The organism is Pseudomonas sp. D3-10, from assembly GCF_051132175.1.
GTDB lineage: Bacteria > Pseudomonadota > Gammaproteobacteria > Pseudomonadales > Pseudomonadaceae > Aquipseudomonas.
Genome location: NZ_CP071669.1, coordinates 52,538 through 65,461, shown reverse-complemented (window position 1 = coordinate 65,461; position 12,924 = coordinate 52,538). Strand labels below are relative to the sequence as shown.

At 53.8% G+C, this 12,924-nt stretch carries 15 protein-coding genes; 13 read left to right on the top strand and 2 right to left on the bottom strand.

Annotation, left to right across the window (positions count from 1 at the left end):
• Positions 1 to 71 precede the first annotated feature (71 nt).
• Together umuC and J3P90_RS26500 are read right to left on the bottom strand one after the other, a co-directional pair.
• Positions 72 to 1,346, bottom strand: a complete 1,275-nt coding sequence (umuC, locus tag J3P90_RS26505) for a translesion error-prone DNA polymerase V subunit UmuC (protein ID WP_434676740.1) — start codon at positions 1,344 to 1,346, stop codon at positions 72 to 74.
• Positions 1,339 to 1,764, bottom strand: a complete 426-nt coding sequence (locus tag J3P90_RS26500) for a LexA family protein (protein WP_434676739.1) — start codon at positions 1,762 to 1,764, stop codon at positions 1,339 to 1,341. Before J3P90_RS26500 ends, umuC begins: the two co-directional genes overlap by 8 nt.
• Positions 1,765 to 1,894: 130 nt before the next feature.
• Here J3P90_RS26500 and J3P90_RS26495 point away from each other — a divergent pair, with 130 nt between their 5' ends.
• From J3P90_RS26495 to J3P90_RS26435, 13 genes are all read left to right on the top strand, one after another.
• Entirely contained in the window at positions 1,895 to 2,554 is a 660-nt protein-coding gene (locus J3P90_RS26495; protein WP_434676738.1) for an SOS response-associated peptidase, read from the top strand.
• Positions 2,547 to 2,759, top strand: a complete 213-nt coding sequence (locus J3P90_RS26490) for a hypothetical protein (protein ID WP_434676737.1) — start codon at positions 2,547 to 2,549, stop codon at positions 2,757 to 2,759. Before J3P90_RS26495 ends, J3P90_RS26490 begins: the two co-directional genes overlap by 8 nt.
• A 326-nt stretch (positions 2,760 to 3,085) precedes the next feature.
• Positions 3,086 to 4,054: a non-homologous end-joining DNA ligase gene (gene ligD, locus J3P90_RS26485; protein ID WP_434676736.1), complete on the top strand. Its 969-nt coding sequence runs from the start codon at positions 3,086 to 3,088 to the stop codon at positions 4,052 to 4,054.
• 35 nt (positions 4,055 to 4,089) lie between these two features.
• Positions 4,090 to 4,365, top strand: coding sequence for a hypothetical protein (locus J3P90_RS26480; RefSeq protein WP_434676735.1), 276 nt, complete (start codon positions 4,090 to 4,092; stop codon positions 4,363 to 4,365).
• A gap of 69 nt (positions 4,366 to 4,434) precedes the next feature.
• Positions 4,435 to 4,659: a DUF2188 domain-containing protein gene (locus J3P90_RS26475; protein WP_434676734.1), complete on the top strand. Its 225-nt coding sequence runs from the start codon at positions 4,435 to 4,437 to the stop codon at positions 4,657 to 4,659.
• Positions 4,660 to 4,991: 332 nt separating this feature from the next.
• The gene (locus J3P90_RS26470) at positions 4,992 to 5,672 is read left to right on the top strand and encodes a VRR-NUC domain-containing protein (RefSeq protein WP_434676733.1); all 681 of its coding nucleotides are present in this window, start codon (positions 4,992 to 4,994) and stop codon (positions 5,670 to 5,672) included.
• Between the two features lie 347 nt (positions 5,673 to 6,019).
• A complete protein-coding gene (locus tag J3P90_RS26465; protein ID WP_434676732.1) occupies positions 6,020 to 6,508 on the top strand; it encodes a hypothetical protein in 489 nt (162 codons plus the stop codon).
• A gap of 233 nt (positions 6,509 to 6,741) precedes the next feature.
• A complete protein-coding gene (locus tag J3P90_RS26460) occupies positions 6,742 to 6,993 on the top strand; it encodes a hypothetical protein (RefSeq protein ID WP_434676731.1) in 252 nt (83 codons plus the stop codon).
• A 473-nt stretch (positions 6,994 to 7,466) separates the two neighbouring features.
• Positions 7,467 to 7,934 carry a hypothetical protein gene (locus J3P90_RS26455; protein ID WP_434676730.1) on the top strand — a complete coding sequence of 156 codons (468 nt, stop codon included), beginning with the start codon at positions 7,467 to 7,469 and terminating at the stop codon, positions 7,932 to 7,934.
• Positions 7,935 to 8,361: 427 nt separating this feature from the next.
• Positions 8,362 to 8,721, top strand: a complete 360-nt coding sequence (locus tag J3P90_RS26450) for a hypothetical protein (RefSeq protein WP_434676729.1) — start codon at positions 8,362 to 8,364, stop codon at positions 8,719 to 8,721.
• 94 nt (positions 8,722 to 8,815) lie between these two features.
• Positions 8,816 to 9,784 (top strand): AAA family ATPase, encoded by a 969-nt coding sequence (locus tag J3P90_RS26445; protein ID WP_023049099.1) that lies wholly within the window; start codon positions 8,816 to 8,818, stop codon positions 9,782 to 9,784.
• A gap of 75 nt (positions 9,785 to 9,859) precedes the next feature.
• The gene (locus J3P90_RS26440; RefSeq protein WP_434676728.1) at positions 9,860 to 11,011 is read left to right on the top strand and encodes a DUF3150 domain-containing protein; all 1,152 of its coding nucleotides are present in this window, start codon (positions 9,860 to 9,862) and stop codon (positions 11,009 to 11,011) included.
• A gap of 80 nt (positions 11,012 to 11,091) precedes the next feature.
• On the top strand, positions 11,092 to 12,906 hold the full coding sequence (locus J3P90_RS26435) for a VWA domain-containing protein (RefSeq protein WP_434676727.1): 1,815 nt from the start codon (positions 11,092 to 11,094) through the stop codon (positions 12,904 to 12,906).
• The last annotated feature ends 18 nt before the right edge of the window (positions 12,907 to 12,924 follow it).

The window sequence follows — 12,924 nt, the reverse complement described above, 5'->3', positions numbered from 1 at the left end:
GACCGGCTGAACTGACGTAGGCCCTGCTTCGGTGTGGTTTATTATTTCAGCAAACTTCTTTGCCGGACAGCCTATCTGCAATGGATCTGCCAGAGCTGATCAAGCCGAGTGGTGTAGCTCTGGCTCATCAGGTCACGGCGCATGGCCCATTCAGGCCTGGCGGGCACACTGGCCAGGCGTAAAGTGCCTCGTCCCCATCGGCAATTGATCGCATCGAGCACTGACATCACCTTGGTCGCCACTCCTGGTTGCGAGCGGGCAAACAGATCCTCGGTGAATTCGCCTGGCTGGCAGAGGTTTAACAATATGACTTCGGCCTTGCTGTATTGGTAACCCGACCGGAAGATCCGCTCTACGGCGTCTGTGGCCGCGCTAGTGAGCACGCGTACATCATCGGTGGGGAAGGGCAGGTCCACCACCAGGCCGTTGGCATGCTGCGCTTCTGCGGGGTTAAACATACCAGTGCGGATGCTGACCCTAACCTTTTTGCAAAGTGAGTGCTGGGCCCGTAGCTTTTCCGAGGCGCGCATCATGTAGGTGGCCACCGCCTCCTTGATCGGTGCCAGCTCGGTGAGCCGCTTACCGAACATCCGGCTACAGCATATCTCTTGCTTCGGCGGGTCCGGCTCGTCCAGTTCCAGGCATGGCGTACCTGCGAGCTCGCGGGCCGTCTTCTCGATCACCACGCTGAACTTCTTTCGCAGTGTCCACGGGTCGGCCTTCGCCAGGTCCATGGCTGTCTTAATGCCCATGGCGTCCAGGTGAAGCTTCATCTTCCGGCCAATGCCCCAGACCTCGGCCACGTCAGTATTGCGCAGCACCCAGTCGCGCTTGAATGGGTCGCAGATGTCGACCACACCGCCCGTTTGCACCTGAAGCCGCTTGGCTGTGTGATTCGCTAGCTTTGCCAGGGTTTTCGTGTGAGCGATCCCTACACCAACCGGTATGCCGGTGCTGCGCAGCACCTGGTGGCGGATCTGCCGGCCAAGGGCCTCGGGGTCGCGAATTCCGCGCAGATCCGCAAAGGCCTCATCAATCGAATACACCTCTACGGCCGGTACCAGCGATTCAATCACGCTCATGACGCGCTGGCTCATATCGCCGTAGAGCGCGTAATTCGAAGAAAATGCCACGATGCCCAGGCGCTGCAACTTATGTTTGATCTGAAAGTACGGCTCGCCCATCTTGACGTGGGGTTTGGCGTCATAACTGCGGGCCACCACGCAACCGTCATTGTTGGAAAGCACCACCACCGGCACCTTGGCCAAGTCCGGACGGAAGACCCGCTCACAGCTCGCATAGAAGCTGTTGCAGTCGACCAGGGCAAACAACGGGGCGTCAGACATGGCTACGCACGCTACTGGTCAGCACGCCCCAAATCGCCAGTTCATCGCCTTCCAGTACGTAGCGCGGCGGGTACTTGGGATTTTCAGAAAGCAAAATCACCTGGCCATTGCGCTTGCACAGGCGCTTGCAAACCGGTTCGTTGTTGAGCAGGGCCACCACAATATGCCCGTGTGTCGGCTCGATGGATCGGTCTACCACGGCCAGGTCGCCGTCAAAGATGCCGGCGCCTTGCATGCTGTCGCCACTGATCGAGGCCAGGTACACGTGAGGTGCCCGTATGTTCAGGACCTCATCTAGCGAAATTTGCTGTTCGATGTGATCCGCTGCTGGCGACGGGAACCCGGCCGGGATCTTAAACAGGCAAAAGGGCAGCCGAACACCGCCTTCCGCCAGTTGGCCATGGATGGAATAACTCATAACGCACGACTTCCTATTACTGTACGAACATACAGTTAACTTTGCCCGGTGCGTGCGGTCAATTTTAATGTACGTCCCACCAGACCAACGGATCGCCTTTAGGGCCGGCCCGTAACAGGAGCAACACGCCATGTGCAGCCATTACGAGCCACCAACGCCGAGCAAGCTCGCCCAAGCTTTCGGCGTCGAGCTTTACCGACAGGGCCAGCTTGACTTATGGCCAGGATATCTCGGGCCCTTTGTCCGCCGTCCAGCTAATGGCAATGTCCAGGACGAAGAAACACCTTCCCTGGAAGTGCTGACCGGTGCGTTTGGCCTGATTCCAGGGTGGAGTAAGGAGCGGAAAAAGATCGTGCGAAAGACCTATAACGCTAGATCAGAGACGGTCGCCGAAAAACCCTCCTACCGTAACGCCTGGCGCAAGGCGCAACATTGCATAATTCCGGCGGCCGCTATTTACGAACCTGATTACCGAAAGGGAAAACCGTTTCCGGCGCGCATCATTCGGGCGGACGGGCAGCCCATGGGTATCGCTGGCTTGTGGGAACGCTGGCATGACCCTTCTACCGGCGAGGTCCTGCACAGCTACACGATGCTGACTGTCAACGCAGATGACCACGCGTTTATGCGCAACTACCACAAACCAGATGACGAAAAACGCATGGTCGTGATTCTGCCGCAAGGGCTTTACAGCGATTGGCTCGATGCTCCAGCCCACGAAAGCACCGAGTTCATGCGTCAATACCCGGCTGAACGTCTCGCGGTTGCACAGGAGAACGGCAATGAATGAAGAACAGATCGCTACGCTGTTGGCCGACTGGTACGAGCAGTTGAATGCTCCTGTCGACTTGGATGGGATCGATAGCTGGCATGCTGCATTGCGTCGAACAGTCGACGACCTGAAAGCAGGTGGATCAATCGATTCTCTGCAGGCCCACGACCTTCGCGAGCTGGCAGATGCGGCCTACAGCCACCGGTCGGAAGAAGCCCTTTAACGCTGACGTGGCCACTTTTCGTGGGGGTGTCAGTACCAGGTCTCCGCCTTCGCTCCTAACAGGGGTCCGCCCCTGCGGCCTTCGGCCTACCCCGCTCGCTGTACCATTGCACCTACCGGGACCATTCCTCTTGCAGTGCTGCTCGTTGTGGTCCGCGCACGCTCCCGCGTTAGACCGCACACTAAAAGCGGGGTTGAACAGGGCGCCGGGTGGGATGAGCGTCGATAGCGCGACCGAGCATGCGAGCGATTCCGTGGCGAATTTCCGTGACCTTTTGGCGTATCAAAGAATCCACTGCTTATCGCCCTTGTAGAGAGGCTGCTGTGATGGCTTCGCCAAAAGTCATATCCTGCCCTGAGCGCATCCAACCTCAATTGTTAACCATGGCCAGCCGCCCGCCTGCTGGCGATAACTGGCTTTACGAAATAAAATTCGATGGATATAGGCTGATGGTGCGTATCGATCAAGGCCACGTCACGCTGTTCACCAAAAACGGCTATGACTGGACGAAACGCATGCCGAAGCTCGCTAAAGAACTGCTCGCGCTGCCGGTTCGCTCAGCGTGGCTGGATGGTGAGGTCATCGTGCAGGACGAAGATGGTAGACCGCTTTTTTCGGCTTTGCAGTCAGCATTCAGCAGCGGCAAGACCGATGCCCTGTGCTTTTTTGCCTTTGATCTGCTGTTCGAAAATGGCCGTGATTTGCGCTCGCTACCTATCGAGAAACGCCGCTCGCGACTCAGCACACTACTTACCCAGGTTGAACTGGAGCACGTGCGTCTGTCCGAGACTCTGGATGTCGATCCACGAGACCTGCTTTACAATATTTGCGCATTATCGATGGAAGGCATCGTGTGCAAGCGATCCGGGAGCCGCTACGCCTCTGAGCGCAACGGGAGTTGGGTCAAGGTCAAATGCTCGCCCCGTCAAGAATTCATCATTGTTGGTTACACCCTCGCTGTGGGCGGTATCGGCTCCCTACTGATTGGCCTTCATAACGATGATGGTCAACTGGTCTACGCCGGTCGGGTGCGCTCTGGTTTCGATGGTCGCACACTTAAGCTGCTGCGCGAGAAGCTGGCCGCGCTAGAGCAGACCGAATCACCGCTCCGAGTTGTGCCGAAACCGTCCAAGGGCTTGATCGTTGTGTGGGTGGCTGCGCAGCTGGTGTGCGAAGTGAAGTACACCGAAATCACCCCGACCGGAAAGGCTCGGCACGCCGTGTTTCTCGGGCTACGTGAAGACAAACCGGCGTCTGAAATCAATCTTGAAACGGATGCTCACGACGAGCCGTGAACGCGGCAGTGCCGAAGGTGCATCAGGAGGTTACTGTGTACGAGGTCGCCTTTGAAGGCTTTGTGCTTCAGTGTGAAATTACCGAACTGGTGGATGTCGAATCCAATCCTGGGACGTGGACCAGTGATTGGGACGCCCAAGGCTACCGCGAGTTGGAGTTTCGCGTGGTATCGGGGGTTCTCTATGACGAGAACGATACCCCCTCTGATCTCGGCAGCAACGGATGCGCGAAACTGGCCGAGCGCTACGCTGAGTTTATCGAGAGTGAGTTATATCGGCAGATTGATGCTGAGCGCGAAAATGCTGCGTGAGCAGAATAATCATCGGAACTCTAGGGCTTTTCCGGCGCCCATATGGAAACCCTCATAGGAGCCTGACACATGGACAATTATCACGTAGTTATCAGCGATTCAGGGTGGAAGTTGCACGCCCAGGGCAGCGACAGTCCGTTGCTCAGTGCCCGGACCAAAGCTGAGCTGCTGGAACAACTTCCCGGTTATATGGCCGAACGCACCGGAAGTGTGAAAATTCACACTGAGACGGGGCAAGTCGAGGATGAGCGCACCTACCCACGCAGCGCCGATCCACGCCGCAGCAAAGGCTAGCTGTAACGTAAGATTTTGATGTTTGCAATGCGTGTCACAGACGTTGCGCCAGCAAATCTTGGGTATCAATTGGGGACGTTTATTCCCGCCAGCTACACTCAGGTTTGGCCAATCGAACCCCAGTTAAGGATTTGTGCCTCGCTCGTATCAAAGCTATCGCATCCGCTGACACCTTCGAGCTGGCAGCGTCTCGGCATGCCCACGATCACGATCCCCGTCCAATCCTGACAGAGAGCCCGAATGACTCCCCGCCGTGCAACTTCGCTACGCCCTGAACAATTCAAACACCTGATTCGCGTTGCATCCGTTACTGGCCGATAGCAGAGGAAAAAATGACACAGCAGAAAATCACGCTTTCTGAACAATGTTCAAATGTCGGCTGGTCACTGACTGAATTTATGGCGCAGAAGCATGACAAGCGCCTCTGGTCGTTGGATGGAGGTCCAGCCGGGTTACCAGAGGAAGTTGTCGGCCAGATGTTTGCTAGCAGCGGCGGCAGGGTGAGTTATTGCGAAGGTGGGTCTGTCCTGTTGCTCATGAAAGCTGCGGCGCTGGAAACGCTAGCTGCAAGGAATTCTTTTGGCGATCGGGTCGATGCAGTTAACAGGTATCTGGAAGCGCAGATGACGATTCTGGCGGAGCACACGTCCGAGATCGTAGACACTGTCAGGAGCATTTCCCCAGATGCACTTGCGCGGAACGTGAACGAGTTGTCCAAGAGCTCGACACTCGCATCATTTTTTCCAAGGGTGAAGGAAGCGTTCATGCTGGAGTTATTCGACCACCTGGGCAGTGACAAACTCGCTGACATCCTATTGGCATTCTCGTCAGCTCCATATGAGTACCGTGCTGGATGGCCAGATCTGATCGTGATTCAGAGTGGGGCAATGAAACTGATAGAGGTAAAGACAAGCGACAAGCTTCTGGATTCCCAACTGCGGTTTGCAGAAGGAATTGCTTCCCCCATGAGTTTTGACTGCGGGGTGGTCCGCCTGAAAGCGATAAAGCAATGACGCTTAGGAAATCAAGCGGCTACTTCAGACCATCCTTAGCATTACATACATCAACAAATACTTTGCGGATATAGCAATTGATAGTAAATCGAAGGCTTGAAATTGAAAAGTTTAAATATGAAGAGTTCCAAGTGCTCTGGAAGATAGGCGAATTCCAAGAACAGCGGATGGGACAGGCTTTTTATAATTATTTTAAGCTATATAAGATTACAGACCAAGCTGCCTTGTACGAATTCTATGAAGCCGATGAAGAAAAGTCGTTGAGACTGATTGACGATTTGTTTATATTGAGATGATAATAAAAACTTTTAAATGACTCTTCTTGTTTCAGAGGCAGCAAAAAAATCATGAAAGTAATAGATAAAAATAATTTCTATGAGGAAGTCGAGAGGTTTTATAGATTCGAAACTGAGATAGAAGATTTATCAGAAGAGAGCTTCCGTAAGGCCTATGAATCTGGGTGTGCTAGCAAGCACAAAAACATAGTTTATATACTAAGAGCGGAAAAAAAGGTAGCTCGTCTAAAAGGCGAGAGCGACATACTTTATATTGGCCAAACAAAGCATAGCTTCAAAAAGCGATATGCTGTCTACGCTAAACTTCACACAACCTCATTAGCTAATAGGTTAAAGTTTGAGCACATTTTAAAAGCGTATGGTAAAATCAGCATAGCGGTTAGTGACTTCTCTAAATTTGGGGGAACATTACACGAGGCTGAGGGGCAGCTGTTGTGGTGGTATTTCCAAAACCATTGTGAATACCCACCGATTAATTATACGAAAACCTCTATAAGAAATGAGCAAATATTTTTGAGCCATAATATTAATCCAGCATAGAATTGCGCTTGAAGTAACGGGAAAACGCACCGGGTACACCCAAGCCCCGGTCAATCAGAACCTGGGCCGAGCCAGTGGAGAGGGGCGCTTGTCACCCCACGATCGAGCAGGAGAAAGGCTCATGAATGACGAATGACGACGAAGCATTGGAGCTCTTCAGAAACTTAGAACAACCATGAATTACGCAAGGCATCTTGCGAAGAAGAAACGCTGAATACACTAGGAAAACGATCATGAACATTGAACAATGGCACCAGAACTGGCGCCTGTTGCCCGCTCAGATCGCCGGTAACGGCGCGGTGATCGAGTGCGTGGACTGCCAACATCAACGCGCTTCGTATGAGCAGAACCTCGCATTCCACCATGCGTGCGGCTGCTCGGTGGCTGAGGACAAGCCGCAATTTCCCTGGGCCGACCTGCGAGCGGCCCTACAGCCCACCGGGCTAGCGACACTGCACTCGACCCTCGATGGAATTCAGGAATAGACCGGGCAACCCGCTGCCAAGCGTGGCGGAATGAACAAGATCAAAAAGTTTTCCAACGACTTACGAATCCACGGAAAAGTAGCTCAGTTGCCACCCCACCCAGCCCCTTGCGGCCTTTGGCAGTACCAAGGTGAGCTTTTCGCCGTCGACATACCTTGAGCAAGATTATGATAAGGTTTTTAGTTGCACTGGCGATAACGCAGGGAGTGCTGTGCCGTTAGTGCAAACCGATGCATCACGAGAAAGCTGGGTGCTGATACTGAGTCCAAAGGATCAGCCTACGGTCTACATTCCCGGCTTCACATCCGAAAGAACCTGTGCTTGCCATTTCCAAATGGCAGATCCAGCAGAACATTTTCCTGCTGTTTTCGTTAAGCAATAGTAAAAGATGATGAATGACCCACCAGCCCGCCTCTGCGGGCATTTTGGGTATCGGGGGTAGTATTCGGTCCCCCTCAAAAGGAAATCACAGCTTGGCTGATCTATACCCCGAGTGCTACGGCACGCACAACTCCACAACTCTCCTCAACCATGTCATGGCCTTCGCAACAAAACTTCCGATCCTGGGTAACCCCCAGGCCACTGAAATTCGATATCTGATGCATTTCAGTACTGATCGCAATATCAAAGAGTTTGAGGCGCGTTCGCTCAATTATTGCTGGGCTGACGTGTTCAGCGCTGACGTGAACCTTGTTGGTGAGATCACAAACGCCATGCCACCGACAGATTACGAAGCCGTTTATGTCATACGGGTAGGATTGCCTGCGTTGACTGATGATGGTTTTGATCCATTACTCATCGACAGCTCTGTGACTGGTGACTGGGTTCCAGGCAAACCAGGAGTCTGCCGAGAGTATGGGCTGGACGTCTTCGTCCCGGCCGGGGATTTTGCCAAGGTCGATATCCATCTCGACCCCTCCAAAAGCTATTATCATCCCTGAAGTTCGAGCTGGAATTCCCCCCTGACTCCCAGGTTGAGTCAAAGCCTTGATGATTGGAGATTAGGACCCGCTGAGCACTAAGAAAAAATCGGAGATGTTCCCCTTTGGGCGCGCCGGTCCGCAAATTTGCGTGATGTGAGAGGGTTGCAGGCAACCCTCTAATTAGGCATCATGGTCCAACCGAAAGGTGCGTAAGCTGCGCGCTATTGCAGCTCAAGAACCCTCACAGTCCCGATCGGGGCTGTTCAAGTAAGCATAAGTCCGTCTGTCCTATGCTACCCCCCAGAATCAACCATCCACGCATGAGCGTAGATGTTTGTCCGTGCCTGGCACGGGTCGTTAGCTGCGACTCTAATCAGCTTAAAAACCTACCCATGCGGGGAAACCCGTATGGGATTTCTCCGCTCTGAAAACTGGAGTTGAGAATATGAGTAATACCAACGAAGTCGTTAATCTGACCAAGTTTAAAACTACCCGTGAACTCGAAGCCTTCGGGGTTCGTGATCTTACGAGTTGGAAGGAATTTCAGGAGATTCGTAGTCTCCTTTTCTTCCCGGTGTTGCCGACCAAGGAAAGTGTTGCAAAGCGCGTTGAGCGTCTTGCCGAAATTGCCCTTGCTGAAGCAAAGAAATCTGGCACAACTACCGTTCTGGTCAGTTGCCCGCCATGGATGATGCATTCGCTGTGTGCCGAGCTGGTTTATCACGGGCTCACACCAGTCGTAAGCTTCACCAAAAAAACCACTGAAGACAGCCTGTCTGTGATTGATCTGGTAGTTGCTGCGTAGAACCTGCACAAAATAAACCGCCCACTGGGGGAGTCTTCCCCTATGGGGATTCTCCTTTTCTTGGGCAACTGCTTTCGAGAACGGAGAATATAAAATGCAATTCAATGCAAAAGTTGAGATGAAAGAGTTCGGCTTCAATACCAACGCGCAAGCGCCAGGTTTTGCAGAAGGACACCAGTGGATGCATCACGTCGCGCCGAAGAAGAAGTATTTCTTCCGCGAGATGCTGGTCAAGCCGTTCATGAGTTGGCTCTACGCTCCGTTTGGGGATAGCTGCATGCTCCTCGGCCCAACTGGATCGGGTAAGTCTTCGCTCGTAGAGCAAGTCACTGCCCATCTTAATTGGCCCTGCATCACCGTTTCGGCACATAGTCGGATGGAAATGCCGGAGCTTACTGGTTACAACCTGCCTGTCACTGATCCGGTGAGCGGCGACCTGAACACGAAGTTTGTGGATGGGCCGCTGACCCAAGCAATGCGTAATGGGTTTGTGTTCGTGCTCGATGAGTACGACACGCTTGATCCGGCAGTAACTGTAGGTCTGCACGCTGTCATGGAGGGGAGACCCTTGGTGATTGCGGAAAACAATGGTGAGGTTGTGAAGCCTCATGCCAACTTCCGGTTTGTCGCTTGCGGCAATACGGCGGGACAGGGTGATGCGTCGGGAGTTCATGCTGGCACCATGCAGCAGAACCTGGCATCGCTGGATCGCTTCCGAGTGTTTGAGGTTCCGTACCTTGAGGCTGATAACGAAGTAGCAACTTTGATATCTGCTTTGCCAATGCTTCCGGAAGAGATGGCGAAAAACATGGTGAAGGTTGCGAACTCCATTCGTAATCAACATCAAGGGTTAGGGGGTAATTACCTAAGCGTCACGATGTCCACTCGGACATTGCTTCGCTGGGGGCGTATCTCTTGTGGATACACTCACCAGGGCGCAGCTAATCCGCTTCAACTTTCGCTGGATGAATCGCTGCTCAATCGCTGCGATTTAGTTCAGAAGACAGCAATTCGTAAGATCGCCCAGAGTGTCTTTGGTGGCGATTGGAAAGTTGCTGTGTAAAAACCCTAAGGGGGAATCTCCCCCATCGGGCGCGATTCCCCCTTTTTCATGCATGTGAGAAAGGAGAATCGTGAAATGTCCATTCAACAGAATGAGATTAAAATCCTAGACCAACTACTGCTGGTCGATCTTTCCGGTATCCATCTGTGGACTGCTCGGAAAAAGCTTAAACCTGAAATGCTGGAGGGGAAGATTCCTCCTGCTATTTTGGCTTCACTCGGCTCGATGCGTGTAATCGACCCGGAGAAGCTGAAACCGTTTGAGAAGATCAAGCGGCAGGCTACAAAGGTGGTGGAAGAGTGTGGTGTGCGGTTCCTGGGTGGCTATGCAGTTTCCCAGGACAAGATCCAAGAGGTTGTTGACCGACTGGAAGCGCTCAAATCGCAATTCTACGACTTGAAAAACAACTTTCTCCCTAACTACGAACGCTGGATCACTGAGTGGATCGACAAGGGCTGGGAGAAGCAAGAATGGCGTGATGCTATCCGCACCTCGGTGACACCGAAGGCGCAGGTAGATGCAGGGATGCATTTTGGGTACGCGGCATGCCGTGTTTCCCCTGATGGCGACAAGCACCTCTCTAACACGCTGGGTACGCAGGTTCGTGGTTTGTCAGATCAGCTGTACGCTGAGACGGCAGATACAGCCGAGCGCTTGCTTGAAACAGGCTTGGCCACTCGTGGCCATGTCACACAAACGACGCTGAACACTGTTCGGAAGATCAACGCCAAGCTTCGCGGCCTGATGTTCCTGTCCAGTGAGGTCAAAGCCCTAACCGAACACATTGAGGAAGTCCTTGCGGCTCTCCCTAAGTCCGGGGTGGTTAATGGCTCTCAGTACAACAGCGTTGTAGCCCTTGTGTCGGCCCTCTCTGATGAGGACTCGATCAAGCGGCTGATCAAAAACCTGAACATTGCCAACGGTCATGAAGATGCATCGATGGCCTTCGTTCCAGCATTGCCTTCAGTTGAAACCGAGGCCCCGGCCGAGACTGTCGCTGTTGTTGCTGTACCTGATGCTGAAGTACCCGCGGATGCCGTAACGATGGTCGAGAAAGAGCTGAGCGCAAGCGTAGCTACTCCGAGTTGTCACGACAGCATCAACGAAGTACCAGCAACACCCGAGGTTGTTGAACCAGCTGAATCCGTTCCAGTGGAGCAGTCTGAAGAACCCCTCGTAATCAATCCGTCCGAACCCGATATGCCCTTCGGCACCTTCTGGTTCTGACATCACAAACAAACCCCGCGTGGGAGTAACCCTCCTCGCGGGGTTACTCCTTTTCGCGGTGGCGAGAAAGGAGATAAACGATGAGCAATCAATCCCTGGTCGGCACTCTGCCGATCTATGCACAGCACCTTGCCGAGCTAACTGGCGTCAAAGTGCACGTTGAGGGTATCCAGGCTAAGACAGATGGAAAAAACGTATTTGTCCCCTTCACCGAGGACGATCTGCCGCTGTCCTTCGGGTACATCGCACATGAATGCTCCCATGTCCGCAACACAGACATGGGCTGCTTTCGCGACTCATGCCCGACACCCTTCCGCAAGAATCTGCTGAACATTCTTGAGGACATCCGCATTGAACGATTGAGCATGGATCAGTACCCAGGTACTGAGTCGGACATCCGCTACCTGAACCGCAAGGTTCTGCTTGAGCCGTTTCGGCCTGAGCAGGTGGATGACTGCCCGGCGCTCCATGTGATTCACAACGGAATTCTCTACGGCGGTTACTGGCTACTCCAGGAACCGCAGCTTGAGGTTCCAGCAAAAGCCTACCTGGCCCGTATGGAGACCCTTCTTGGGGCTGACCTTACGGATCAGATCCTGACCCTGGTGAAGAACACCCTGACGTGCGAGAGCACAACAGATGTTCTCGCTCTGGTGGACGCGATTATCGACCTGCTGCCTTCGCAAGAGGATGAGCAGGAAGATGAGCAACCGCAGCCCGAGCAAGGCTCGGAGGGTGCTCCTCAGGACTCGCAAGAGTCGGGTGGAGGCGATCAGCAGCAGGAGCAGAAGCAAGACGGTGGTGCGGGTGCAGGTGATGAAGGCAAAGAGGAGGGGCAACCCGAATCCAAGCAGGAAACATCTGATGGAGGCCAGTCCGGCTCCGAGCCGCAAGACCAATCCCAACCAAGTAGCGGCAGCAATGCCGGCGACGATGGCCAAGAAACCTCGCAGTCCAGCAATGGCAGCGGCAAACCTTCCCCAGAAGCCAGCAACCTGCGCGAGCAGGCCAAGGATGCAACCGAAGCCGACCTGAAAGGGTTGATCTCGGAAGTTGGCGACAAGGCGGGTGAGTTGCTAGGCCGTAAGGCAGTGCGCGACGGTAATCCGCTCCGACCATTCTCTCTGGATGGGAGGGGGAGGAACCGATCCGATCAAGCGAGCGTCCGACGTGTGCAATTGGGCATCGAGCAATCGGCCGGTCTACGACAGTGCCTTAATGGGCTGTTACAGGCGCAGGTTGATTGCCGTGTTCGGCTGAAGCGGCAGGGCAAGCGGATCGACACTGGCCGTATCGCCATGATGAAAGGCGGCGAAACGCGGGTGTTTAGAAGTAAGTCTCGAGCAGAGCGTCAGTCTGCATCAATCCAGATTCTTCTCGACAAGTCGGGGAGTATGAAGTCTGCGATGGATCAGGCCGAAGCCGCAGTCTATGCGGTGCTAAGCGCGCTGGAGGGACTTCCGCTGGTGACAACCGGCGCGATGTCGTTTCCCAACAAGGCAAACGATGGCGTTGAGCGCTGCGCACTGATCAAGAGCCCGAAAGAGCGATTGATCAGGGCGGTAAGCGAAGGTGGCTTTGGTGCGATGTCGGAGGGCGGTACGCCTCTTGCGCAAGCACTGTGGCCGGCTGCTGTTGAAGTTCTTCGTTCGAAGGGCGAGAAGAAGATTCTTTTCGTCATAACGGATGGGGAACCGAACGCAGGTACTACTCATGCAGCGAAAGAGTTTATTCAGCGGTGTGAGGTCAGCGGCATCGAAGTGATTGGACTTGGTTTCGGAAGTGCCAATGAGCACATCCTGAAAGCATTGTTCAGCCAATACCGTGCTGTTGGGGAGGTTGCGAATCTCAAGAACTCGCTCTTTGAGCTTGTTCGCGAAGCATTAGCCGCCTGACAAATAACCATTCAACCC

What these genes read in the sequence shown, in the direction of transcription:
- J3P90_RS26445 (WP_023049099.1), top strand. Translation starts at nt 8,816, where the DNA reads ATGCAATTCAATGCAAAAGTTGAGATGAAAGAGTTCGGCTTCAATACC.
- umuC (WP_434676740.1), bottom strand. Translation starts at nt 1,346, where the DNA reads ATGTCTGACGCCCCGTTGTTTGCCCTGGTCGACTGCAACAGCTTCTAT.
- J3P90_RS26435 (WP_434676727.1), top strand. Translation starts at nt 11,092, where the DNA reads ATGAGCAATCAATCCCTGGTCGGCACTCTGCCGATCTATGCACAGCAC.
- J3P90_RS26475 (WP_434676734.1), top strand. Translation starts at nt 4,435, where the DNA reads ATGGACAATTATCACGTAGTTATCAGCGATTCAGGGTGGAAGTTGCAC.
- J3P90_RS26465 (WP_434676732.1), top strand. Translation starts at nt 6,020, where the DNA reads ATGAAAGTAATAGATAAAAATAATTTCTATGAGGAAGTCGAGAGGTTT.
- J3P90_RS26440 (WP_434676728.1), top strand. Translation starts at nt 9,860, where the DNA reads ATGTCCATTCAACAGAATGAGATTAAAATCCTAGACCAACTACTGCTG.
- J3P90_RS26495 (WP_434676738.1), top strand. Translation starts at nt 1,895, where the DNA reads ATGTGCAGCCATTACGAGCCACCAACGCCGAGCAAGCTCGCCCAAGCT.
- J3P90_RS26460 (WP_434676731.1), top strand. Translation starts at nt 6,742, where the DNA reads ATGAACATTGAACAATGGCACCAGAACTGGCGCCTGTTGCCCGCTCAG.
- ligD (WP_434676736.1), top strand. Translation starts at nt 3,086, where the DNA reads ATGGCTTCGCCAAAAGTCATATCCTGCCCTGAGCGCATCCAACCTCAA.
- J3P90_RS26470 (WP_434676733.1), top strand. Translation starts at nt 4,992, where the DNA reads ATGACACAGCAGAAAATCACGCTTTCTGAACAATGTTCAAATGTCGGC.
- J3P90_RS26500 (WP_434676739.1), bottom strand. Translation starts at nt 1,764, where the DNA reads ATGAGTTATTCCATCCATGGCCAACTGGCGGAAGGCGGTGTTCGGCTG.
- J3P90_RS26490 (WP_434676737.1), top strand. Translation starts at nt 2,547, where the DNA reads ATGAATGAAGAACAGATCGCTACGCTGTTGGCCGACTGGTACGAGCAG.
- J3P90_RS26450 (WP_434676729.1), top strand. Translation starts at nt 8,362, where the DNA reads ATGAGTAATACCAACGAAGTCGTTAATCTGACCAAGTTTAAAACTACC.